General features: G+C 65.2%; 21 protein-coding genes. 10 read left to right on the top strand and 11 right to left on the bottom strand.

The features are described 5' to 3' along the window. Nucleotides 1–21: 21 nt before the first annotated feature. On the bottom strand, nucleotides 22–366 hold the full coding sequence (locus GDH07_RS31015; protein WP_085598879.1) for a cupin domain-containing protein: 345 nt from the start codon (nucleotides 364–366) through the stop codon (nucleotides 22–24). A gap of 262 nt (nucleotides 367–628) precedes the next feature. Between GDH07_RS31015 and kynB the strand changes: the two genes are divergently transcribed. The 3 genes from kynB to pdxR all read left to right on the top strand — a co-directional run bounded on the left by kynB (nucleotide 629) and on the right by pdxR (nucleotide 4,004). Next, the gene (gene kynB, locus GDH07_RS31010; protein ID WP_152899766.1) at nucleotides 629–1,270 is read left to right on the top strand and encodes an arylformamidase; all 642 of its coding nucleotides are present in this window, start codon (nucleotides 629–631) and stop codon (nucleotides 1,268–1,270) included. 91 nt (nucleotides 1,271–1,361) lie between these two features. Then, nucleotides 1,362–2,213 carry a tryptophan 2,3-dioxygenase gene (gene kynA / locus GDH07_RS31005; protein ID WP_022642136.1) on the top strand — a complete coding sequence of 284 codons (852 nt, stop codon included), beginning with the start codon at nucleotides 1,362–1,364 and terminating at the stop codon, nucleotides 2,211–2,213. 291 nt (nucleotides 2,214–2,504) lie between these two features. Further along, nucleotides 2,505–4,004 (top strand): MocR-like pyridoxine biosynthesis transcription factor PdxR, encoded by a 1,500-nt coding sequence (pdxR, locus tag GDH07_RS31000; RefSeq protein ID WP_152899765.1) that lies wholly within the window; start codon nucleotides 2,505–2,507, stop codon nucleotides 4,002–4,004. A gap of 6 nt (nucleotides 4,005–4,010) precedes the next feature. Here the strand turns inward: pdxR and GDH07_RS30995 are convergent, their stop codons facing one another. The 5 genes from GDH07_RS30995 to antA form a co-directional block, all read right to left on the bottom strand. Continuing rightward, complete coding sequence (locus GDH07_RS30995) at nucleotides 4,011–5,219, bottom strand: benzoate/H(+) symporter BenE family transporter (RefSeq protein ID WP_152899764.1); 1,209 nt, start codon at nucleotides 5,217–5,219, stop codon at nucleotides 4,011–4,013. Between the two features lie 202 nt (nucleotides 5,220–5,421). Then, complete coding sequence (locus tag GDH07_RS30990) at nucleotides 5,422–6,822, bottom strand: amino acid permease (RefSeq protein ID WP_031319922.1); 1,401 nt, start codon at nucleotides 6,820–6,822, stop codon at nucleotides 5,422–5,424. A 220-nt stretch (nucleotides 6,823–7,042) separates the two neighbouring features. Further along, nucleotides 7,043–8,065 (bottom strand): anthranilate 1,2-dioxygenase electron transfer component AntC, encoded by a 1,023-nt coding sequence (gene antC / locus GDH07_RS30985; protein WP_152899762.1) that lies wholly within the window; start codon nucleotides 8,063–8,065, stop codon nucleotides 7,043–7,045. Between the two features lie 17 nt (nucleotides 8,066–8,082). Further along, nucleotides 8,083–8,574, bottom strand: a complete 492-nt coding sequence (gene antB / locus GDH07_RS30980) for an anthranilate 1,2-dioxygenase small subunit (RefSeq protein ID WP_152899761.1) — start codon at nucleotides 8,572–8,574, stop codon at nucleotides 8,083–8,085. Nucleotides 8,575–8,576: 2 nt separating this feature from the next. Next, on the bottom strand, nucleotides 8,577–9,962 hold the full coding sequence (antA, locus tag GDH07_RS30975; protein WP_022638942.1) for an anthranilate 1,2-dioxygenase large subunit: 1,386 nt from the start codon (nucleotides 9,960–9,962) through the stop codon (nucleotides 8,577–8,579). A 370-nt stretch (nucleotides 9,963–10,332) separates the two neighbouring features. Here antA and GDH07_RS30970 point away from each other — a divergent pair, with 370 nt between their 5' ends. Beyond that, nucleotides 10,333–11,334: an AraC family transcriptional regulator gene (locus GDH07_RS30970; protein WP_152899760.1), complete on the top strand. Its 1,002-nt coding sequence runs from the start codon at nucleotides 10,333–10,335 to the stop codon at nucleotides 11,332–11,334. A gap of 15 nt (nucleotides 11,335–11,349) precedes the next feature. On the opposite strand, the gene GDH07_RS30965 is transcribed toward GDH07_RS30970, so the two are convergent. Beyond that, nucleotides 11,350–11,823 carry an Lrp/AsnC family transcriptional regulator gene (locus tag GDH07_RS30965; protein WP_152899778.1) on the bottom strand — a complete coding sequence of 158 codons (474 nt, stop codon included), beginning with the start codon at nucleotides 11,821–11,823 and terminating at the stop codon, nucleotides 11,350–11,352. A gap of 185 nt (nucleotides 11,824–12,008) precedes the next feature. Here GDH07_RS30965 and kynU point away from each other — a divergent pair, with 185 nt between their 5' ends. Together kynU and GDH07_RS30955 are read left to right on the top strand one after the other, a co-directional pair. Next, nucleotides 12,009–13,259 (top strand): kynureninase, encoded by a 1,251-nt coding sequence (gene kynU, locus GDH07_RS30960; protein WP_152899759.1) that lies wholly within the window; start codon nucleotides 12,009–12,011, stop codon nucleotides 13,257–13,259. A gap of 136 nt (nucleotides 13,260–13,395) precedes the next feature. Beyond that, complete coding sequence (locus GDH07_RS30955) at nucleotides 13,396–14,799, top strand: amino acid permease (protein WP_343038366.1); 1,404 nt, start codon at nucleotides 13,396–13,398, stop codon at nucleotides 14,797–14,799. Nucleotides 14,800–14,878: 79 nt separating this feature from the next. Here GDH07_RS30955 and GDH07_RS30950 read toward each other — a convergent pair whose 3' ends face one another. From GDH07_RS30950 to GDH07_RS30940, 3 genes are read right to left on the bottom strand one after another with little or no spacing between them, the layout of a single operon-like run. Continuing rightward, nucleotides 14,879–15,250, bottom strand: coding sequence for a MerR family transcriptional regulator (locus GDH07_RS30950; protein ID WP_022638945.1), 372 nt, complete (start codon nucleotides 15,248–15,250; stop codon nucleotides 14,879–14,881). 60 nt (nucleotides 15,251–15,310) lie between these two features. Beyond that, entirely contained in the window at nucleotides 15,311–15,886 is a 576-nt protein-coding gene (locus GDH07_RS30945) for an NAD(P)H-dependent oxidoreductase (RefSeq protein ID WP_103325682.1), read from the bottom strand. A gap of 56 nt (nucleotides 15,887–15,942) precedes the next feature. Then, nucleotides 15,943–16,824, bottom strand: coding sequence for a LysR family transcriptional regulator (locus GDH07_RS30940; RefSeq protein WP_022638947.1), 882 nt, complete (start codon nucleotides 16,822–16,824; stop codon nucleotides 15,943–15,945). A 108-nt stretch (nucleotides 16,825–16,932) separates the two neighbouring features. Here GDH07_RS30940 and GDH07_RS30935 point away from each other — a divergent pair, with 108 nt between their 5' ends. Further along, nucleotides 16,933–17,697 (top strand): sulfite exporter TauE/SafE family protein, encoded by a 765-nt coding sequence (locus tag GDH07_RS30935; RefSeq protein ID WP_053136802.1) that lies wholly within the window; start codon nucleotides 16,933–16,935, stop codon nucleotides 17,695–17,697. Here the strand turns inward: GDH07_RS30935 and GDH07_RS30930 are convergent. Then, a complete protein-coding gene (locus tag GDH07_RS30930; RefSeq protein ID WP_053136805.1) occupies nucleotides 17,687–17,998 on the bottom strand; it encodes a putative quinol monooxygenase in 312 nt (103 codons plus the stop codon). The two genes, GDH07_RS30935 and GDH07_RS30930, sit on opposite strands and share 11 nt — an antisense overlap. 207 nt (nucleotides 17,999–18,205) lie before the next feature. Here GDH07_RS30930 and mdaB point away from each other — a divergent pair, with 207 nt between their 5' ends. The 3 genes from mdaB to GDH07_RS30915 all read left to right on the top strand — a co-directional run bounded on the left by mdaB (nucleotide 18,206) and on the right by GDH07_RS30915 (nucleotide 20,813). Then, nucleotides 18,206–18,805 carry an NADPH:quinone oxidoreductase MdaB gene (gene mdaB / locus GDH07_RS30925; RefSeq protein WP_152899757.1) on the top strand — a complete coding sequence of 200 codons (600 nt, stop codon included), beginning with the start codon at nucleotides 18,206–18,208 and terminating at the stop codon, nucleotides 18,803–18,805. Nucleotides 18,806–18,881: 76 nt separating this feature from the next. Beyond that, nucleotides 18,882–19,793 (top strand): LysR substrate-binding domain-containing protein, encoded by a 912-nt coding sequence (locus tag GDH07_RS30920; RefSeq protein ID WP_343038365.1) that lies wholly within the window; start codon nucleotides 18,882–18,884, stop codon nucleotides 19,791–19,793. A 126-nt stretch (nucleotides 19,794–19,919) separates the two neighbouring features. After that, nucleotides 19,920–20,813 carry an NAD-dependent epimerase/dehydratase family protein gene (locus GDH07_RS30915; protein WP_152899756.1) on the top strand — a complete coding sequence of 298 codons (894 nt, stop codon included), beginning with the start codon at nucleotides 19,920–19,922 and terminating at the stop codon, nucleotides 20,811–20,813. The last annotated feature ends 115 nt before the right edge of the window (nucleotides 20,814–20,928 follow it).

Below are 20,928 nucleotides of genomic sequence, written 5' to 3'. Positions count from 1 at the left end.
CCTCGCCTTGTACGGCAGGACTCAGGCGAACACGAAATACTTGCGCACGGTCTGCACCACTTCCCAGGTGCCCCGCATGCCGGGCTCGACCACGAAAATGTCGCCGGCTCGCAGGTGGATCGGCTCCTGGCCATCCGGGGTGATCACGCAGTAGCCCTCCTGGAAGTGGCAGTACTCCCATTTCTCGTAGGCCACCCGCCATTTGCCCGGGGTGCAGATCCAGGTGCCCATGATCTTGCTGCCATCTTCGCTGGTGTAGGCGTTGAGGTTGACGGTATGGGGATCGCCTTCGAGTTTTTCCCATTTGCAGGCGTCGAGGACTGGCAGTGGATGGGTATCGCGCAGAACGGTGATGGGCTTGGACATGCTGTGCTCCTGGCAGGTCGCGAACTGGAAAGCGCACCCTATAGCGCACGGCGCCAGTGGGGATGCCTGGACTCGACACCCAGCTATCCAGAAACGCTGCACCGGGGGCTTGGAGCTGCTTGCAGGCTTGAAAGATTCATCCGCCAAATCCGGCTTTATTGGCAGTTCTTGCGAAACATCCAGGGTTGCTCGCGTTATTTCGCAAGAATCTTTACCGGCTTCGCTCGTATCATTCAGTCCGGACCGACCGAGAGCCGCACCCATGGAAAACACTCCCCGCTGGTGGGATATCAGCCCACCCTTGAGTACCGCGACCCCGACCTGGCCGGGGGATACCCCATTCCAGGAGGAGCGCGTCTGGCAGTTCGGGCCCGAGTGCCCGGTGAATGTCGGGCGTATCACCTTGTCCCCCCACACCGGCGCCCATGTCGATGCGCCGCTGCATTACCGCCCTGACGGCTTGCCCATCGGCGAAGTACCGCTGGATGTGTACATGGGGCCGTGCCGGGTCCTGCACTGCCTGGGCAGCGGCCCGCTGGTGCAACCCGAGGACTTGCTCGGGCGCCTGGACGACCTGCCCCGGCGAGTGCTGCTGCGGACCTATCGTGAGGCTCCGCTGAGCGCCTGGGATCCTGACTTCACCGCCGTCGCCCAGGCCACCATCGACTTGCTGGCCAGCCTCGGTGTGCGCCTGGTGGGCATCGACACACCCTCCCTGGACCCGCAACAGTCCAAGACCATGGATGCCCACAACGCCGTGGCCCGGCATGGCATGGCGATCCTCGAAGGAGTGGTGCTCGACCAGGTGCCCGAAGGCGACTACGAACTGATTGCCCTGCCACTGCGCTTCGCCCACCTGGATGCCAGTCCGGTGCGGGCGATCCTGCGCCCGTTGGCCGATTGATTCCTACAATAACTAATACGGCGGGCCACTCGCGCACCCTTGCCCAGGCACAGGTGCCGGACCCAGCCGACCGAGACGAGGAGCCCACGCGATGAGCCAATGTCCTTTTTCAAGCAATCCACCGGATGAATGGCATAACGCCCAGCTGAATTTCTCCGACTCCATGAGCTACGGCGACTACCTGGACCTGGGGCGCATCCTCAGCGCCCAGCATCCGTTGTCGCCAGACCACAACGAGATGCTGTTCATCATCCAGCACCAGACCTCCGAGCTGTGGATGAAGCTGATGCTCCACGAACTCAAGGCCGCCCGTGAGCAGGTGCGCCAGAGCCAGCTGGCGCCGGCGTTCAAGATGCTGGCGCGGGTCTCGCGGATCTTCGACCAGTTGGTACATGCCTGGGCGGTGCTGGCCACCATGACCCCTTCGGAATACAAGTCCATCCGTCCGTACCTGGGCCAGTCCTCGGGCTTCCAGTCGTTCCAGTACCGCGATATCGAATTCATCCTGGGCAACAAGAGTGCGGCGCTGCTGCGTCCCCATGCCCACCGTCCCGAGCTGCTGCAGGCGCTGCAGGAATCCATCGCCACCCCGTCGCTGTACGACGAGGCGATCGCCCTGATGGCCCGCAGCGGCCTGGACATCGATCCGCAGCGCCTGGCGCTCAACAGCACCAGCGCGACCCAGCATGATCCGTCGGTGGAGGCGGCCTGGCGCCAGGTGTATGCCGATCCTGCGAAATACTGGGACCTGTACCAGCTGGCGGAAAAGTTCATCGACCTCGAAGACTCGTTCCGCCAGTGGCGCTTCCGCCATGTGACCACCGTGGAGCGGATCATCGGCTTCCAGCCCGGCACCGGCGGAACCGAGGGCGTGGGCTACCTGCGCAAGATGCTCGATACCGTGCTGTTCCCCGAGTTGTGGCGCGTACGCTACCCGCAATGACCCAGGCCAGCGCCCTGCCAGCCTGTTCACCTAAGCGCGGTGGTCCCCTGTAGGAGCAGCGGCTCGACGCTCGATTGCTCGCGATGCTCGTTAACGCCAGCGCGTGTTTACTGGATGAACGCAGCGCCCTGAAGTCCATCGCGGGCAAGCCTCGCTCCTGGCCTTTCCTCGACGGATCGGCATTACGCCTGCCAGGGCGTTTTCATCGGCCGGCCAGCAGGTGACCGACCAGGTTCCCGGGGTTAAAGTGGCTGCCCTTCAGGCGGACTTTCACTTGCCCAGGCAGACCACATGGCCCAGATATTCGAACTCGAGACCCTGAACATGCGGCTCAACGACCCGGAGTTCCAGGCGTTGGACCTGCATCAGCGCATCCAGCGCGCCCTGTGCGGGCTGATCCTCGATGGCGCCCTCGACCCGGGGTTGAAGCTGCCGGCGACCCGGGCCCTGGCCAAGTCCCTGGGGGTATCGCGCGATACCGTGGAGAACGCCTATGTGCAGTTGCAGCGCGATGGCTTCATCGTCCGCCGCGAAGGATCCGGTAGCTATGTCAGCCAGACCATCGGCGCCCAGTTGCGCGGCGCGGCGCGTCGTCGCCTGCGCTGGCAGGAGCAACCGTCCAGTGCCCGGGAGCCGGGTTCGGGCCTGAGCCGCCGGGGGCGGGTGCTGTTCGAGCGCGGCGGGGTCAGCGACCAGCAAGTGGTCCGTGCCTTTGCCACGGGCCTGCCGGAAACCCGCAGCTTTCCGCTGGCGGCCTGGGAGCGCCTGCAGCGCCAGGTGCTCAAGGAATCCCGCGCCACGGTGCTGCTGCATGGCGATCCGCAAGGCGCCGAGCCGCTGCGCAAGGCCATCGCCGCCTACCTCAACCTGGAGCGCGGGGCCAAGGTGGTGCCGGGGCAGATCCTGGTGTTGAGCAGTACCCGCCAGGCGCTGTTCCTGTGTGCCCAACTGCTGGTGGACGCCGGCAAGCCGATCCTGATGGAGAACCCCGGCTACTTCGGCGCCCGCAAGGCCTTCGAAGCCGCCGAGGCGCGGATCGTGCCCATCGAGGTCGACGCCCAGGGCCTGCGCACCGACCTGCTGCGGGCCGACCGCAGCGGCGCCCAGTGCGTCTATGTGACCCCATCGCACCAATACCCCAGTGGCGCCACCCTGGCCCTGGAGCGCCGGCTGGAACTGACCCGCTGGGCCGCCGAGCACCAACGCTGGATCATCGAGGACGACTACGACAGCGAGTTCCACTACGACGGCTTGCCCACCGCCTGCGTCCAGGGCCTGGACCCCTACCAGCGGACGCTGTACATCGGCACCTTCAGCAAGACCCTGTACCCCGGTCTGCGCATGGGCTATATGGTCCTGCCCGAGGAGTTGGTGGCGCCCTTCAGCGCGGCCCGCAGCATCATGGACGGCCACACTCCGCAGATCCTCCAGCTGACCCTGGCGCGGTTCATGGAGGAGGGGCACTACAACGCTCACGTGCGGGCCATGCGCAAGCTCTACGCCGGCCGTCGGCAGGCCATGCTCGAGGCCATCGAGCGCCATCTGGCGGGCATCGCCCGGGCCTTGCCGCCGCCAGGCGGCCTGCAGATCCCCTGCCTGCTGGAGCCCGGCTGGACCGAGCACGAGACCCAGCGCCGGGCGGCTGCCATCGGCCTGCAACTGCCAGGGCTCAGCCGGCTGTATGCCGGCGAACACAAGGAGCAAGGCTGGCTGCTGGGTTATGCGTCCCTGAGCGCCCATGAAATCGATGCCGCCATGGCGCGCCTGGGGCAGGCCCTGCGAACCCCTTAGCCAGCCTCAGGAGCGTGCGTTGCTGGCGCTGAAGCGGCGATACCGGCCATGGATCAGCAGGTGGGCGGTCAAGCCGGCCAGCAGCCCCCAGAATGCCCCGCCGATGCCCAGCAAGGTGACATTGGCCGCCGTGGCGAGGAAGGTGATCAGCGCGGTTTCCCGGGTCCTGGCATCGGCCATGGCGTTGCCCAGGCTGCCGCCGATGGCGCCCAGCAGCGCCAGGCCCGCCAGGGTGCCGATGAACGCCTTGGGCAGCACCAGGAACAGGCTGGCCAGGGTCACGCCGAAGGTCCCCACCAGGATGTACAGCAGCCCGCAGGCGATGCCGGCGAGGTAGCGCTTGCTCGGGTCCGGGTGGGCATCCTTGCCGGTGCAGATGGCGGCGGTGATCGCCGCCACGTTGAAGGCATGGGCACCGAACGGCGCCATCAGCAGCGAGCCCAGCCCGGTGACCCTGAGCAGCGGGTTGGCGCTGGTGGCGAAGCCATCGTTGCGCAGCACCAGCATGCCCGGCATGTACTGGCCGGTCAGGGTGATGACGAACAGCGGCAGCGCCACCCCGAGCAGGGCCTGGACGGAGAATTGCGGAGCGGTGAACAGCGGCGTCGCCAGGCTCGGCTGCAAGGCGCCGAAGTCGATCCGCTGCTGGGCCACCAACAGGCCCAGGCCGATGAGCAGGATACCCACCACGGCGAACCGCGAGGTGAAGCGCCGCAGCAGTGCATAGGACACCAGCAGCACCATCACCAGCCAGGGATCGCTGCTGGCGCCGCCAAAGGCATTGATCCCGAACTGCAGCAGGATGCCGGCCAACAAACCTGCGGCGATCCCCTGGGGAATCAGCCGCACCAGCTTGTCGAAGGCCCCGGACAGGCCCAGGAGCATGAAGCCCAGGGCCGAGACCATGTAGGCGCCGATCGCTTCGGCGTAGGGCGTGCCAGGCAGTACCGTGGCCAGGAACGCCGCCCCGGGTGTCGACCAGGCGGTGATGATCGGAGCCCGGTGGCGCAGGCTCAGCCAGAGACCGGTGACGCCCACGCCCACAGACACGGCCCAGACCCAGGAGGCGGTCTGGGCCGGCGTCAGGTGGGCCAGTTCAGCGGCCTGGAGCACCAGGACGAAGGTCCCGCCATAGTTCACCAGCACCGAGATCAGCGCCGCCACCGTGGGGGAAAAGAAATCGCTCGGCCTCAGGCCCGCGGTCGTTCTGCTCATATGCCACTCTCCATCCAGGATCCGGTTCCCGGGCCGATATCGCCGGGAAGAGCGTCGATTCTAGAGAGCGAGCGGCCTGGAATTTCAGGCCGCTTGTGTAGATGGCAGCAGACCACTTTTCCGGTGGGCATGAAAAAGCCCGGCCTTGGAGCAAGGCCGGGCTTGGCTTTGCACAGGGGCCTGCACGCGGCCCCTGATGGGGTCAGCGCAGGGCCGGTTGGCTGGCTTTCTTCGCCTGGCTCAGGCGGTAGAACACCCAGATCAGCGCGATCCACACCGGGATCGCGTACACCGAGGCGCGGATCGGCGGGATCATCAGCATCACGCCGATGATCATGACCATGAAGGCCAGGCACAGGTAGTTGCTCAACGGCGACCAGAAGGCCTTGAACGAAGGCACCACGCCTTGCTCGGCCATGGCCTTGCGAAAGCGCAGGTGGGTCAGGCTGATCAGCGCCCAGTTGATCATCAGGGCGGCCACCACCAGGGCGAACAGCAGCTCCAGCGCTTCGTGCGGAGCCAGGTAGTTGACCAGCACGCAGAGCATGGTGATCAGCGCCGAGATACCCAGGGCCAGCACCGGTACGCCCTGCTTGTTGAGCTTCATCAGCGCGCGCGGGGCATCGCCCTGTTCGGCCAGGCCGTAGAGCATGCGGCTGTTGCAGTACACGCCGCTGTTGTACACCGAGAGCGCCGCGGTCAGGACCACGAAGTTGAGGACCTGCGCCGCCGCGTCGCTGCCGATCAGGGCGAAGATCTTCACGAAGGGGCTGCTGCTGTAGGAATCGCCGCCGGCGTTGAGGCTCACCAGCAGCTCGTCCCACGGGTACAGCGACAGCAGCACCGCCAGGGCGCCGACGTAGAAGATCAGGACCCGGTAGACCACCTGGTTGATGGCCTTGGGGATCACCTTGCGCGGTTCGGCGGCTTCGGCGGCGGTGATGCCCACCAGCTCCAGGCCGCCGAAGGAGAACATGATGAAGGCCATGGCCATCAGCAGGCCGGTGCCGCCGTTGGGGAAGAAGCCGCCATGGGACCACAGGTTGCTCACCGAGGCCTGGGCGCCGCCGCTACCGCTGAACAGCATGTAGCAGCCCAGCACGATCATGCCGACGATGGCCACCACCTTGATGATGGCGAACCAGAACTCGGCCTCGCCGTAGAACTTCACGTTCATCATGTTGATCAGGTTGACCAGCACGAAGAACACCGCGGCGCTGACCCAGGTGGGGATTTCCGGCCACCAGAACTGGATGTACTTGCCCACCGCCGTGAGTTCGGCCATGCCCACCAGCACGTACAGCACCCAGTAGTTCCAGCCGGAAAGGAACCCGAAGTAGCCGCCCCAGTACTTGTGGGCGAAATGGCTGAAGGAGCCGGCCACCGGCTCTTCGACGATCATCTCGCCCAATTGGCGCATGATCAGGAAGGCAATGAATCCGGCGATCGCATAACCCAGGATCATCGAGGGTCCGGCGGACTTCAGGACCCCGGCCGAGCCGAGGAAGAGTCCGGTGCCGATCGCCCCACCCAGGGCGATCAGCTGAATATGGCGGTTCTTCAAGCCACGCTTGAGTTCACCCTGCTTCAAGGTCTGATCCACTAACTTGCGCTCTCTTCTAGTTGTTATCAGGACCGCTACCCGGATGCAGGCAGCGGCCGCGTCTTATTGTCGACGGGATCAGATATTACTCCGCGTCAAGCTCCCGTAGTAAAGCCGAACACGCCCAAGTCCCTGTTCTTGCTGCCATCTGCCGCTGGGCCGACCTGTGGTCGGGCGGTGTCCGGTGTCCTGGCAGGGCGTTGGGCGATCGCCGATGGAGTCAGTTGGTACTGTCGGTGAAGCGCTCGTAATACAGCTGGATGTGCTCCAGGCCCTGTTGCTGCTGCCAGGCGCGGATCGAATCGACCATCGGCGGTGGCCCGCAGACGTACATGTCGGCCTCGCTGGTGCGCAGCTCCTCGGTGTCGAAGTGTTCGCTGATGTAGCCGCGCTTGCCGGTCCAGGCCGGATCGGCATCGCTGATCACCGGGGTGAAGCGAAACCCGGGCAGGCGTTCGCCGTAGGCCCGGATGCGCTCCAGTTCGCACAGGTCGGCGCTGTGGCGCACCCCGTAGTACAGGTGCACCGGTTGCTGGCAGCCTTGCTCGACGACCTGCTCGAGCATCGCCAGCAACGCCGACAGCCCCGTGCCGCCGGCCACCAGCAGCAGCGGGCGGCTGACCTGGCGCAGGTAGAAGGCGCCCAGCGGCGCTTCCAGTTCCAGGCTGTCGCCCACTTGGCAACGCTCACGGATGTAGTTGCTCATCGCCCCGTCGGGCAGCAGGCGGATCAGGAACTGCAACTGCTGGTCCGCCGCCGGGCGGTTGGCGAAGGAATAGGCGCGGCTGGTGCCGGTGCCGGGGATGCCCAGGCGGGCGTACTGGCCGGGCAGGAAGTCCAGCGGGGCCGGGTTGGCCCCAAGGTCCAGGCGCAGGATCGCCGTGCTGTCCGAAACCTGGCACACCTCCTGGACCGAGGCGCGATAGCGCACCGGCTCGGCGGCGTGGCACAGGCTGGAATCGAAGTCGAAGTAGAACGCCGCATCGGACTGCACCCGGGTCTGGCAGCTGAGCATCTTGCGCTGCGCCAGGTCCTGGGCCGACAGCGCCTCTTCGTCCACGTAGTCCTGGCTGTACTGGCCCGCCTCGCAGCGGCCCTGGCAGGTGCCGCACACCCCTTCGCGGCAGTCCAGGGGGATCTTGATGCCGTTGCGCAGGGCGGCGTCGAGCAATATTTCATTGGCGTGCACCGGGAAGAACAGGGTCTTGCCGTCGGCGAAGCTGAACGCGACCTTGTGCGTCATGGAGAATATCCGTCGAGTCAGAGGTGATAGAAATCCAGCACCGAGTTGATCTGGTCGTTGAGCAGCACCACGTGCTTGCGCTGGATCAGCCAGCTCTCGCCGTGGGGCTTGAGGTCATAGGTGGCGTGGCCGTAGAACTGCTCGGAGATGGCCAGGCGGTAGAACAACGTGTGCCAGTTCAGGCGAACCTGCAGCAGCTCTTGCTCGCCTGGGGCGATGCGCAGGTTGCTGACCGTGTGCAGGGTGCGCGGCATCGGGATGGTGGACGCGGCCTTGCCGGTGCGCAGGCGGAACACCCGGTCCTCCAGGCCCGAGCGGTTGCTGTAGTAGATCAGCGACATGCCGCGCTTGGGGTCCTGGGTATAGACATGCTCGGAATCCCATTGGGGCAGGTGGAACACGCTGTCCGGGGCGAACAGTTGCAGGTAGGCGTCCCAGTCCTGGGCGTCGCACAGCTCGGACTTGCGATAGAAGAATTGTTCGATGCGGTATTGCAGTTGTGCATTCATGGTCATGCCTCCCGCAGTTTCAGGGGCCGGCGCTGCAGGCCGTCGAGGAGAAAGCGCTGCCAGTTCTCGTGCTGGTTGACGTACAGCCCTTCATGGGTGATCTCGGTGCCGGTCATGGCCGGTTGGATGTCCAGGTTCCGGGTGTTGGCGGTCGGCCCGGTGGCCCAGCGATGATGGCCGCGGGAGACATCGCTCCAGCGTTCCAGGCGGGCCTGGAAGCCGCGCTGGGCCTCGCGGAATTCCACCAGGTCGTCCGGGGTGCCCATGCCCGAGACGTTGAAGAAGTCCTCGAACTGGCGGATGCGGTTTTCCCTGTCGGCGTCGCTCTCGCCCTTGACCCCGATGCACTGGCTGATGATCTCGGTCTTGTTCCAGGCCATGGGGCGGATGATCCGCAGCTGCGAGCTGATCTGGTCGAGGAAGAACAGGCTGGGGTAGATGTTCAGGTTGCGCAGGCGATGCATCATCCATTCGGCCCGGGCCTGGCCGTACTCCTCCACCAGGCGCGGCATGATGCTGGCGTAGCCGGAGCGCACCGCCGGGTTGGGCATCTCGCTGAACAGCACGCTGTGGCCGTTGGCGAAGGCGAACCAGCCGTCGTCGGTGGCGGCATCACCGGCGCCGAGCTTGCTGTAGTCCAGGGTGGCGCTGGCGGTGCCGGTCTCGCTGTTGACCTGCTGGCGATGCTGCACCGTGGCCACGTAGTTGTAGTGCACGGTGCTGACGTGATAACCGTCCAGGCCGTTCTCGTTCTGCAGTTTCCAGTTGCCGTCGTAGGTGTAGGCGGACTTGCCCGGCAGCACCTCCAGCTCGCCGGTGGGCGACTGGGCGACCATCATGTCGAAGAAGATCCTGGCGTCGCCGAGGAAGTCTTCCAGGGAGTCTTCGCCGCTCACGTCCAGGCTGATGAACACGAATCCCTTGTAGCTATCGATCCGGGCTTTCTTCAGGCCGCGGGTGGCCTTGTCGAAATCCTCGGCGTACTCGCCGGGGGCCTTGACCTTCACCAGGCGGCCGTCGCTCTTGTAGCACCAGGCATGGAAGGGGCAGGTGAAGGTCGACTGGTTGCCCTTGCCGACCCGGGTCAGGGTGGTGCCGCGATGCTGGCAGGCGTTGACCAGCGCATTGAGCCGGCCCTCGCCGTCGCGGGTGATGATCATCGGCTGGCGTCCGGCCCGCATCGTGACGAAGTCGTGGTTGTTGGGCAGTTCGCTTTCGTGACAGGCGTAGATCCAGTTCTTCTCGAAGATCAGCTCCATCTCCAGGTCGAACAGCTCGGGCTCGGTGAACATCTCCCGGGCGATGCGGAACACCCCGTCAGCGGGGCGAAAATCCAGGCAGCCGTGGATGAACTCCTGCCATTGCTCGACGCTTCTTGCACCACTCATGGTCGGTACCTTTTTTATTCAGGCCAATCGGTACGGTCATTAGAGTGAGAGCGGGGCAGGGGTGGCTATCCGCTTAGTCGGCCAAGCGCATCCACAAATTGGCCAGGGTGCCTGTGGCCGCGGTCGAGCACGGGAGGTTGGGTGAAAGTCCCCGGCGGCGCCCCGTGTGACGGCCGCAGGGTGGGGAGTTTCTACACGGCAGGTGGCAGCACGAGGGTGGACCCGACCCGGATGGCCGGGCGGTTTATCCACTTAGTCGGCTATTGTTATCCACTGGGTTGGCAGCTTCGCCGGTTGGCGCAAAACTTGCCCTGCCAGACAAGACGCGCCGTCAGAGCGCGCTAAAGAAAATTGCCGTGGGTGTGCCGTGATGAACAACAAGGCTGATGGGCAGTTGCGCGATATTCGCGTCGATCACTACGACCTCGAAGGCGCCAGGCGCTGGATGTCGGGCATCTGCGGCCCGCATCGCCTGGAGACCGCCACTCCGGAGCGGATCCGTTTCCACCACAGTGCCCATGTGCTCAGGTCGCGGGCCACCACCCTGGGCATCATCGAGTACGGCACCGACGTGGTGGTGGATATCGAGGATATCGAGCGCTTCAGCAGCTACAGCCTGAGCTTGCCGCTGTGTGGCCAGCAGGAGCTGAGCAAGGACGGCCGCCTGTTGCACTCCGACAGCGCCCATGGGGTGATCATCGCCCCCAATGAAAGCCAGGCGCTGGCCATCTCCGGCGACTGTCGCAAGCTGCAGGTGGTGATTTCCCGGCCGGCCATGAGCGAGGCCCTGGAGGCCCTGCTGCAACGACCGGTGCAGCAGCCGCTGCGCTTCGAGCCGGGCATGGATGCGCTGCATGGCGCGACCGCTTCCTGGTGGCGCATGGCCCGGCACTTCCTCGGCGAACTGGCCCAGGGCAACGAGCTCTACGAGCAACTGGCCTTCACCCGGGAGATCGAGAACTCGCTGATCAAGGGCCTGATCCTGGCCCAGCCCAACAATTACTCCAGCGAGTTGCGCCAGGTGCTCGGGGTCAAGCTGCCGCATTACCTAGTGCGGGCCCGCCAATACCTGCAGGAGCATGCCCGCGAGGCGGTACACCTGGAGGACCTGGAAGCTGCCGCCGGGGTCTCGCGCTACAAGCTGTTCGAGGCCTTTGGCAAATACTTCGCGCTGTCACCGATGGCCTATCTCAAGCGCTATCGACTCAACGGCGTGCGCCAGGAAATCCTCGAGCAAGGCGCGGCGCGCAACATTTCCGAAATTGCCCTGGGCTGGGGCTTCACCCACCTGGGGCGGTTCTCCGCCGAGTACCGCAAGCTGTTCGACGAAGCCCCGAGCGTCACGGCCCAGCGCCATCCGACCCGCAGCTGAGCGGTGGCGCGGCGGTCATTTGCGTGGCACCAGGTCCAGCAGGTTGTTCTGTTCCTTGATCTTCTGCAGGACGATTTCCGAGCGGATGTCGGTGACCCCGCTGGCGCGGTTCAGGTGGTTGACGATGAAGTCCGAGAAGTGCCTGAGGTTGCGTGCCTGGATGCGCAGTACGTAGTTGCTGGCGCCGGTGATCACGTAGGCGGCCATCACCTCCGGCCACTGCTGGACCTTGGTGATGAAGGTCTCGTGCCAGCCTTCCACATCCTGACGCAGGGACACGTGGACGATGGCCTCCAGTTCGATGCCCAGGCGTTCGGCGTCGAGCTGGGCGCGGTAGCCGCTGATGATGCCTTCGTTCTCCAGCATGCGCAGCCGGCGCAGGCAGGCCGAGGGCGAGAGGGCGACTTTCTCCGCCAGTTCCTGGTTGCTGATGCGCCCGTCCTGTTGCAGGTGATGGAGGATGCGCAAGTCGGTGGCGTCGAGAATCATGGCTGGCATAAATCCACGTTTTTTATTGAAGGTTTAGAATTTAATTCGAGATTAGTACGGGATCGCGCCGCACTTTGCACGAAAATTCTCCATCGCTTCGTTCATTATTTTCCGGGTTTATCCATTGCCGACGCCCTGCGCTCCCGCTCGGGACGGGCAGGGCACTGACCAAGACAGGACTTCCAATGATCGATAAAAACCACTGCCTGCGTCTCGATGAACAAGATGCCCTGGCGCCGCTGCGCCAGCGCTTCGCCTTGCCCGAGGGGGTCATCTACCTCGACGGCAACTCCCTGGGCGCGCGCCCCGTGGCCTCCCTGGAGCGGGCCCGGCAGGTGATCGAGCAGGAGTGGGGCGATGGCCTGATCCGCAGTTGGAACAGCGCCGGCTGGCGCGACCTGTCCCAGCGCCTGGGCGATCGCCTGGCGCCGCTGATCGGCGCCGATGCCGGGGAAGTGGTGATCACTGATACCACCTCGATCAACCTGTTCAAGGTGCTCAGCGCCGCCTTGCGGGTCCAGGCCGAGCGCGCGCCCGAGCGCCGGGTGATCGTCTCCGAAAGCAGCAACTTCCCCACCGACCTGTACATCGCCGAAGGCCTGACCCAGCTGCTCCAGCAGGGCTATTCGCTGCGCCTGGTGGACAGCCCCGAGCAGGTGCCGGCGGCCATCGACCAGGACACCGCGGTGGTGATGCTCACCCACGTCAACTACAAGACCGGCCACATGCACGACATGCAGCAACTGACCGGGCTGATCCACGAGGCCGGCGCCCTGAGCATCTGGGACCTGGCCCACTCGGCCGGCGCGGTGCCGGTGGAGCTCAAGCGTTGCGGCGCCGACTACGCCATCGGCTGCACCTACAAGTACCTCAATGGCGGCCCCGGCTCCCAGGCATTCGCCTGGGTCGCCCCGGCACTGTGCGACCTGGTGACCCAGCCGCTGTCCGGCTGGTTCGGCCATGCCCGGCAGTTCGACATGGCCACCGCCTACGAACCCAGTAGTGGTATCGCCCGCTACCTGTGCGGCACCCAGCCGATCACCTCGCTGGCGATGGTCGAGTGCGGTCTGGAGATCTTCGAGCAGACCGACATGCAGAGCCTGCGGCGCAAGTCCCTGGCCCTGACCGACCTGTTCATCGAACTGGTGGAGCAGCGCTGCGCCGGCCACCAGCTCAAGCTGGTGACCCCCCGTGAGCACGCCAAGCGCGGCAGCCACGTGAGCTTCGAGCATCCTGAGGGCTACGCGGTGATCCAGGCCCTGATCGCCCGGGGCGTGATCGGCGATTATCGCGAGCCGCGAATCATGCGCTTCGGCTTCACCCCGCTGTACACCACCTTCAGTGAGGTGTGGGACGCGGTGCAGATCCTCGGCGAGATCCTCGATGCCAAGACCTGGGCGCAACCGCAGTTCCAGGTGCGCCACAGCGTGACCTGAAGCCGCTAGCCGCTGGCGCAGGCCGCGACCGGGCCCGGCTCGCTCGCGGCCTGCGCCGCATGACGACACTGCGTGGCACAAGGACGCGCCGCCAAATAGATCAACACGTGCACACAACAATAAAGAGGCACTGAACGTGACCACCACCAACAAGGGTTTCGAAGCGATTTCCAATCGCGAGCACGGCCTGAGGCGGCAGCTGACCGCCGGCCAGATGAGCATGATCGCCATCGGTGGAGCCATAGGTACCGGGCTGTTCATGGGCAGCGCCTATGCCATAGGTTATGCCGGGCCCAGCGTGCTGCTCAGCTATGCCATCGGCGCCCTGATCACCCTGCTGCTGATGGGGTGCCTGGCGGAAATGACCGTGGCCCATTCCACCTCCGGCTCCTTCGGCGCCTATGCCGAGTTCTACATCGGCCCCCTGGCCGGATTCCTGGTGCGCTATGCCTACTGGGCGGCCATCGTCCTGGCGGTGGGGGCCGAGGTCACGGCCATCGCCATGTACATGAAGTACTGGTTCGCCAACGTGCCGGAGTGGGTGTGGATCATCTCCTTCTCCAGCATGCTGATCCTGCTCAACGCCATCAGCGTGAAGACCTTCGGCAACTTCGAATACTGGTTCTCCACCATCAAGATCGCCGCCATCGTCGGCTTCATCATCCTGGCGGTGTACGTGGTGTTCGGCTCCGGCAACCCCGACTACGGAGTGCACAACTACAGCGCCCACGGCGGCTTCTTCCCCAACGGTTTGCAGGGCATGTGGATCGCGGTGATCGTGTCGATCTTCAGCTACCTGAGCGTGGAGATGATCGCGGTGGCGGCCGGTGAGGCCAAGGATCCGCAGCGCGCGGTGAAGCAGGCGTTTCGCGCCACCATCCTGCGCCTGGTGGTGTTCTATCTGCTGACCCTGGCACTGATGCTGGCCATCGTGCCCTGGGTCCAGGCGGGCAAGGCCCAGAGTCCGTTCGTCACGGTGATGCAGACCATCGGCATTCCCGGGGCCACCGGGGTGATGAACTTCGTGATCCTGATCGCCGCGCTGTCGGCCATGAACAGCCAGCTCTACATCACCACGCGGATGATGTTCAGCCTGTCCCGCGCCGGTTATGCGCCCAAGTCCATGGGCGCCCTGAGCAAGACCGGGATCCCGCTCAATGCCTTGCTGCTGTCCAGCTCCGGCATAGCCCTGGCGACCCTGATCAACGTGTTCTACCCGGAGAGCTCGTTCGCCCTGATGATGGCGATCTCGATGTTCGGCGCGATCTTCACCTGGTTCATGATCTTCCTCACCCACTACTGCTTCCGGCGCTACCACCAGCGCCATGGCGAGCAGCCGTTGTCGTTCCGCATGCGCCTGTTTCCCTACAGCACCTTGCTCGGCTTGATCTTGATGGGGGCGGTGATGATCACTACCTTCTTCACCGATGCATTCAAGATGACCCTGGTGTTCGGCGTACCCTTCCTGCTGTTGCTGAGCCTGGTCTACTGGCTGTTCTTCCGCCGGCCCAGGAGCACGGCCGCGTTGTCGCAAGTCTGATGCGCCGCTTCCCGGGCGGCCCTGGCAGACCGTTGAAAAACATAGGCGATGGCAACGCCGCCAGTTTTTCGACGGCCCGCTAGAGGCTGTCCAGGGGGCACTCCTCCCGGGCCTGTTGCAGGCTGTCCTCGAAGGCTTCCAGTCGGGCGTGCAGTTGTTGCAGGTCATCGATCTGGCGCCGCAGGTCGCGCTTCTTGCGTGCCAGGGCCGCCTGGGCCTGGTCCCAGGGGAAGGCCTGGCCCTGGTGGGCGGCGAATACCTGTTGCAGCTCCTTGAGCTTGAATCCCAGCTGTTGCGCGCACTTGATGAACACCAGTTGCTCGACGCTCTGCGCGTCATAGAGCCGGTAGCGGCCCTGGCGCGGCGCTTCGGGCAACAGGCCGATGGCCTCGTAGTGGCGGATGCTCTTGATGGTGGTTCCGGACAATCGCGCGGCTTGGCCGATGTACATGGCGGCTTCCTTGTGCTGGACCGGGCAGGGTGGCCGGGTGCCGCGCATTATCGGGCGGATTCAGCGCCTGGCAAGTCGCTCCGCCTGCTGCAACCAGCTGGCGCGGGCCAGGTCGCTGGCGTCCAGCACCGGGCCGAAAGTCAGGGTGCGCAAGGTGCGGATGCCGCAGAAGGCCAGGGTGGTGCGGCGCATCTGGTGCAGGCCGGGCATGCGGTAGAACCAGCGGTAGTACCAGGGCGGGGTGTCCATGGTCACCAACAGGTCGGCGGTGCGGCCCTTGAGCAACTGCTCGGGAAAGGCCTTGCCGGGGCGGTACTTGAAGGCGTAGCCGGGCAGCAGCACCCGGTCGAGAAAGCCCTTGAGCAAGGCCGGGATCCCGCCCCACCAGATGGGGAAGACCCAGGCCAGGTGCTCGGCCCAGAGGATATCGGCCTGGGCTCGCTGCAGGTCGTCCTCCAGTGGCTGGATCCGTCGGTAACCCTCCTGCAGCACCGGATCGAAGCGCAGGTCGCCCAGGTACAGGCACCGCACTTCATTGCCGGCCTGCTGCGCCGCGGCGACATAGCGCTCGCTCAATGCCGCGCACAGGCTGGCGCGGGAGGGGTGGCCGAGAATCACCAGGATGCGTTTGCTCATTGCCTTGGTCCTTGAGGAAGAAGCCCGCAGGCTAAGGTCTGCCCCTAGGGGTAGAGTCAAGGTTCGAGCAAGGCCTGGCACAGCTCCTGGGCATACAGCGGCAAGGTGGCGAAATCCCGGGCGCACAGCAGCAACCGGCGCCGGGCCCAGGGCTCGCCCAGGGGCCGGGCATGCAGGGCCAGGTGGCGGTTGCGTTCCACGGCGGCCTGGGGTACCAGGGCCAGCCCGGCGCCACGGGCCACCATGCGCAGGGCGGCGTCGAAGCCTTCGGCGCGGATTCGCAACTGCATGCGCCGGCCCAGGTGCAGGGCCTGTTCTTCCAGGTACACCGCCAGGGCGCTGTGGCTGGCCAGGCCGACATAGTCGTAGGCCAGGGTGTCGCTGAAGCGCGGTTCGGCCTGCTGGCGCAATGGGTGGTCCACAGGCATCGCCAGGAACAGCGGGTCGTCGCGAAACGGCCGGCTCTCCAGACCATGGGTATCCACGGCGTCGGAGACGATGCCCAGCTCCGCCGCGCCCTGGCGCAGGGCATGGGTGATGCGCATGCTGGGCAGCTCCTGCAGCTCGATGTCGACCTGGGGCCGGCCACGCAGAAAGTCCGCCAGCAACTCCGGCAGGTATTCGCTCAGGGCGCTGGTGTTGCACAGCAAGCGCACCTGGCCCTTGACCCCCCTGGCGTATTCGGTGAGGTCCTGTTGCAGGTGCTCGGCATACCGCAGCAGGGTCCGGGCGTGCTGGGCCAGGGCCTTGCCGGCCGGTGTCGGGCTGACCCCGCGACGGCCACGTTCGAGGAACTCGATGCCCAGGGAGCTTTCCATGGCGCGGATCCGCGCGCTGGCGGCAGCCAGGGACAGGTGGCTGCGCTGGGCGCCGGCGGTGATATTGCCGGCTTCGAGGACATTCAAGTACAAGCGCAGGTCCACCAGGTCGAAGTGCATGCGGGGCCTCCACAGCCAGGGTATTGGGAACCAGCCTCTTGTACGGCAAGAGGCTGGCTCAGTATATGGCAGATTTTCAGCGCAGCGGGGCGGGTGCAGGATAGGCCCATGAATACTTCCCTCGCGTTCTATCAGGATCTCGGCCTGGCCCTGTCTTTATGGGTTCTCGGCATCTTCGTCATGGCTGGCATGGTCAAGGGTGTGATCGGCCTGGGCCTGCCCACGGTGGCCATGGGGCTCCTGGGGCTGGCTATGGCTCCGGCGCAGGCTGCGGCCTTGCTGATCATTCCGGCGACCCTGACCAATCTCTGGCAACTGGCTTTGGGTGGGCACCTGCCGGCCCTGCTCAGGCGTTTGTGGCCGCTGTTGTTGGCGACCTGCGCCGGCACCCTGGGCGGCTGCCTGTGGCTGGGCATCGATGGTGGGCCGTGGGTGGTGCGGGGGTTGGGCGCGGCGCTGTTGCTCTATGCCCTGGCGGGCCTGTGCTTGCCGCAGCTGCGCATCGCCCCGGCCCATGAGCGTTGGCTGGCGCCCTTGTGTGGATTGGCCACTGGCCTGGTCACTGCGGTCACCGGGGTGTTCGTGATTCCGGCGGTGCCTTACCTGCAAGCGTTGGGCCTGGGCCGCGATGCGCTGGTCCAGGCCCTGGGCCTGTCATTCACCGTCTCGACCCTGGCCCTGGCCGCCGGCCTGGCCTGGGGCGGTCAACTGGGCGGTGCGGAGCTGGGGGCCTCGTTGCTGGCCCTGGTTCCGGCGCTGCTGGGCATGTGGCTGGGGCAGTGGTTGCGCCAGCGCATCAGCGCGTTGCTGTTCAAGCGGGTGTTCTTCATCGGCCTGGCCCTGTTGGGGGCCCACCTGCTCGTCAGCGGCTAGCAGAAGCCGGGCTGAGCATGTCGATGGCGCGGATCTCGAAGTCGCGTTCCAGATACTCCATGCGAGCATCGCGGAACTGCTTCATGTGCGGCAGGTTGGAGTGCACGTCCAGTGCCTCCTGGGACTCCCAGACTTCGTAGAAGATGAACAGGCTGGGGTCCTGCCGGTCGCGCAGCATGTGGTACTCGATGCAGCCGGGTTCGGCCCGGCTGGCGGCGACATAACCCAGGAACAGCGCTTCGAATTCGGCAGCCCGTTCGGGGCGGGTCTTGGCATGGAGGATGAAAGCCTGGCGGGACATGGCGATGCACTCATGGCAAAGGAAATTGCCAGGAATTCTAAGGCAACAATCAAGGTTTGATTCGTGCCTTTACGGCAAATGTATTTTGAGCGCCCGGGGCTTATTCCCGCGCGAGCCCTTCACTAACCTGCCGCCCTCGTTTTCCACCCCAACGGCCTGGCGTCGCGCGACGCATGCAAGGGGCCGTTCCCGCGACAGGGCCCGCTCATGAAGAAAGTACTGCTGCTCAATGGCGCCAAGCAATTCGCCCACTCCGATGGCCGCTACAACACCACCTTGCATGAGGTTGCGCTGGCGGTGCTGGATCGTGGCGGCCTGGACGTCAAGGTCACCCATATCGACCAGGGCTACGACGCCCAGGAAGAAGTGGCGAAGTATCTCTGGGCCGACGTGATCGTCTACCAGATGCCTGCCTGGTGGATGGGCGAGCCCTGGATCGTCAAGAAGTACATCGACGAAGTCTTCACCCAGGGCCACGGCAGCCTGTATGCCAACGACGGCCGGACCCGCTCCGACGCTTCGCAGAAGTACGGCAGCGGCGGCCTGGTCCAGGGCAAGCAGTACATGCTCTCGCTGACCTGGAATGCGCCGCAGCAGGCCTTCGACGACCCGAGCGATTTCTTCGAAGGCAAAGGGGTGGACGCGGTCTATTTCCCGTTCCACAAGGCCAACCAGTTCCTGGGCATGAGCCCCCTGCCGACCTTCCTCTGCGTTGACGTGATGAAGTGCCCGGACGTCGAGGGCGACGTGCGCCGCTATGAGCAGCACCTGCGCCAGGTGTTCGGTCTTAAGGCCCAAAGCCGCTAATATCGGTAGGCCGTTCCTGTAGCCGCGCGTCGCAGTCTGCGCGCGGCTACAGCTACCAATCGATAGAGGGTTCCCTGTGAAAGCCAGATCCGACGAACTGCAGATCTTCGTCTGTGTCATCGAGTGCGGTTCCATCTCCGCCGCCGCCGAGCAGGTCGGGCAGACGCCATCGGCGGTCAGCCGCACCTTGTCGCGCCTGGAATCCAAGCTCGATACCACGCTGATCAACCGCACCACCCGGCGCATGGACCTGACCGAGGAGGGCAAGTATTTCTTCGAGCAGGCCAAGTCGATCCTCGACCAGATGGACGAACTGGAAGAGCGCCTGTCGTCGCGCCAGCAGACCCCTTCGGGACGCCTACGGATCAACGCCGCCTCGCCGTTCATGCTGCATGCAATCGTGCCCTACATCGCCGAGTTCCGCAGTCTGTACCCGCATATCCAGTTGGAGCTCAACAGCAACGACCTGATCATCGATCTCCTGGAGCAGAGCACCGATATCGCGATCCGCATCGGCACCCTGGCCGACTCGACCCTGCATGCCCGCTCCCTGGGTTGCAGCCCGTTGCGCATCCTGGCCAGCCCGGCTTACCTGGAACGTCATGGCACCCCGCACAGCGTTGCCGAGCTCAGCGCACACACGCTGTTGGGCTTCACCCAGACCGAAAGCCTCAACCACTGGCCGCTGCGCCACCCCCATGGCGACCGCTGGCAGATCCAGCCGGGCATCAGCGCCTCCAGCGGCGAGACCCTGCGCCACCTGGTACTGGAGGGGCAGGGCATCGCCTGCCTGTCGCACTTCATGACCATCGACGACATCCGTGCCGGGCGCCTGACGCCGATCCTCGGCGAGTTCAACAGCGGCTACCGCCAGCCGATCAACGCCGTGTACTACCGCAACTCGCAGTTGGCCCTGCGCATCCAGTGCTTCCTGGACTTCATCCAGGGCAAGCTGGCCGACTACGCTGACCCGGACTTCGAGGGCTGAGGTCCTGCTTCCCAGGCTGGGGATTCGTGATTCCTGCGCAAGAGTGATTTGGTCCAGCCCGGCTGTTTCGTCGGAACAGGCGCGCCGATACTGGCGCCATCACTTATCCACCCAGGGAGTCTCTCCATGAACGTATTCGTTACCGGTGCCGCGGGTTTCATCGGCGGTTCCATCGCCACCGGCCTGGTCAAGGCCGGGCATCAGGTCACTGGCCTGGTGCGCAGCGCCGAGCAAGCCGCCGAGCTGACGGCCCTGGGCATCAAGCCCGTGGTGGGCAGCCTGGACGACAGCGCCCTGCTGGGCGAACAGGCCCGGGCCGCCGACGCGGTGATCAACGCTGCCAGCAGCGACCATCGTGGTGCGGTAGAAGTGTTGCTGGCCGCGCTCAAGGGCTCGAACAAGCCGTTCCTGCACACCAGCGGTTCGAGCATCGTCGGCGACGCTTCCGGCGGCAAGGCCAGCGATACCCTCTACTACGAAGACCAGTTGCCGGAGCCCACCGTGGACAAGGCCGCCCGGGTGGCCATCGACAACCTGATCCTGGCGGCGGCCAAGGACGGGGTGAACTCAGCGGTGCTGTGCAACACCCTGATCTACGGTCACAGCCTGGGCGTCAAGCGTGACAGCGTGCAGTTGCCGCGCCTGCTCAAGCAAGCGCGCAAGAGCGGTGTGGTGCGCCACGTCGGGCCGGGGCAGAACATCTGGTCCAACGTGCACATCGAGGACGTGGTGGCGCTCTACGCCCTGGCCCTGACCGGCAACACCCCGGGCAGTTTCTACTTCGTCGAGAGCGGCGAGGCGTCCTTCATCGACATGACCCGCGCCATGGCCCGTGCCCTGCATCTGGGCGAACCCGAGGACTGGCCGCTGCCTGCCGCCGAGGCCGAGTGGGGCTACGAGATGGCCAACTATGGCCTGGGCTCCAACAGCCGGGTACGCGGCAAGAAGGCCCGCGAGCTGCTGGGCTGGGCACCACGACGGACTTCGGTGCTGGAGTGGATCGAGCACGAGATGGTCTGAGGAGCGGCTGCTCCACTGCTCCATCTGCGACAAACGGCTGCCTGCGGGCGGCCGTTTTGCTGTGGGCGTTTGCCCTCCGCGCAACAAAGCGCCTAACAGGCCGTTGAAAAACGTA

The sequence above is a fragment of the Pseudomonas piscis genome (assembly GCF_009380155.1).
GTDB classification, from domain to species: domain Bacteria; phylum Pseudomonadota; class Gammaproteobacteria; order Pseudomonadales; family Pseudomonadaceae; genus Aquipseudomonas; species Aquipseudomonas piscis.
This window is presented reverse-complemented; position numbering and strand designations above follow the sequence as displayed.

Bases quoted from the DNA above. Each gene is read 5' to 3' on its own strand.
- GDH07_RS31015 (WP_085598879.1), bottom strand. From the start codon at position 366: ATGTCCAAGCCCATCACCGTTCTGCGCGATACCCATCCACTGCCAGTC.
- kynB (WP_152899766.1), top strand. From the start codon at position 629: ATGGAAAACACTCCCCGCTGGTGGGATATCAGCCCACCCTTGAGTACC.
- kynA (WP_022642136.1), top strand. From the start codon at position 1,362: ATGAGCCAATGTCCTTTTTCAAGCAATCCACCGGATGAATGGCATAAC.
- pdxR (WP_152899765.1), top strand. From the start codon at position 2,505: ATGGCCCAGATATTCGAACTCGAGACCCTGAACATGCGGCTCAACGAC.
- GDH07_RS30995 (WP_152899764.1), bottom strand. From the start codon at position 5,219: ATGAGCAGAACGACCGCGGGCCTGAGGCCGAGCGATTTCTTTTCCCCC.
- antC (WP_152899762.1), bottom strand. From the start codon at position 8,065: ATGACGCACAAGGTCGCGTTCAGCTTCGCCGACGGCAAGACCCTGTTC.
- antB (WP_152899761.1), bottom strand. From the start codon at position 8,574: ATGAATGCACAACTGCAATACCGCATCGAACAATTCTTCTATCGCAAG.
- antA (WP_022638942.1), bottom strand. From the start codon at position 9,962: ATGAGTGGTGCAAGAAGCGTCGAGCAATGGCAGGAGTTCATCCACGGC.
- GDH07_RS30970 (WP_152899760.1), top strand. From the start codon at position 10,333: ATGAACAACAAGGCTGATGGGCAGTTGCGCGATATTCGCGTCGATCAC.
- GDH07_RS30965 (WP_152899778.1), bottom strand. From the start codon at position 11,823: ATGATTCTCGACGCCACCGACTTGCGCATCCTCCATCACCTGCAACAG.
- kynU (WP_152899759.1), top strand. From the start codon at position 12,009: ATGATCGATAAAAACCACTGCCTGCGTCTCGATGAACAAGATGCCCTG.
- GDH07_RS30950 (WP_022638945.1), bottom strand. From the start codon at position 15,250: ATGTACATCGGCCAAGCCGCGCGATTGTCCGGAACCACCATCAAGAGC.
- GDH07_RS30945 (WP_103325682.1), bottom strand. From the start codon at position 15,886: ATGAGCAAACGCATCCTGGTGATTCTCGGCCACCCCTCCCGCGCCAGC.
- GDH07_RS30940 (WP_022638947.1), bottom strand. From the start codon at position 16,824: ATGCACTTCGACCTGGTGGACCTGCGCTTGTACTTGAATGTCCTCGAA.
- GDH07_RS30935 (WP_053136802.1), top strand. From the start codon at position 16,933: ATGAATACTTCCCTCGCGTTCTATCAGGATCTCGGCCTGGCCCTGTCT.
- GDH07_RS30930 (WP_053136805.1), bottom strand. From the start codon at position 17,998: ATGTCCCGCCAGGCTTTCATCCTCCATGCCAAGACCCGCCCCGAACGG.
- mdaB (WP_152899757.1), top strand. From the start codon at position 18,206: ATGAAGAAAGTACTGCTGCTCAATGGCGCCAAGCAATTCGCCCACTCC.
- GDH07_RS30915 (WP_152899756.1), top strand. From the start codon at position 19,920: ATGAACGTATTCGTTACCGGTGCCGCGGGTTTCATCGGCGGTTCCATC.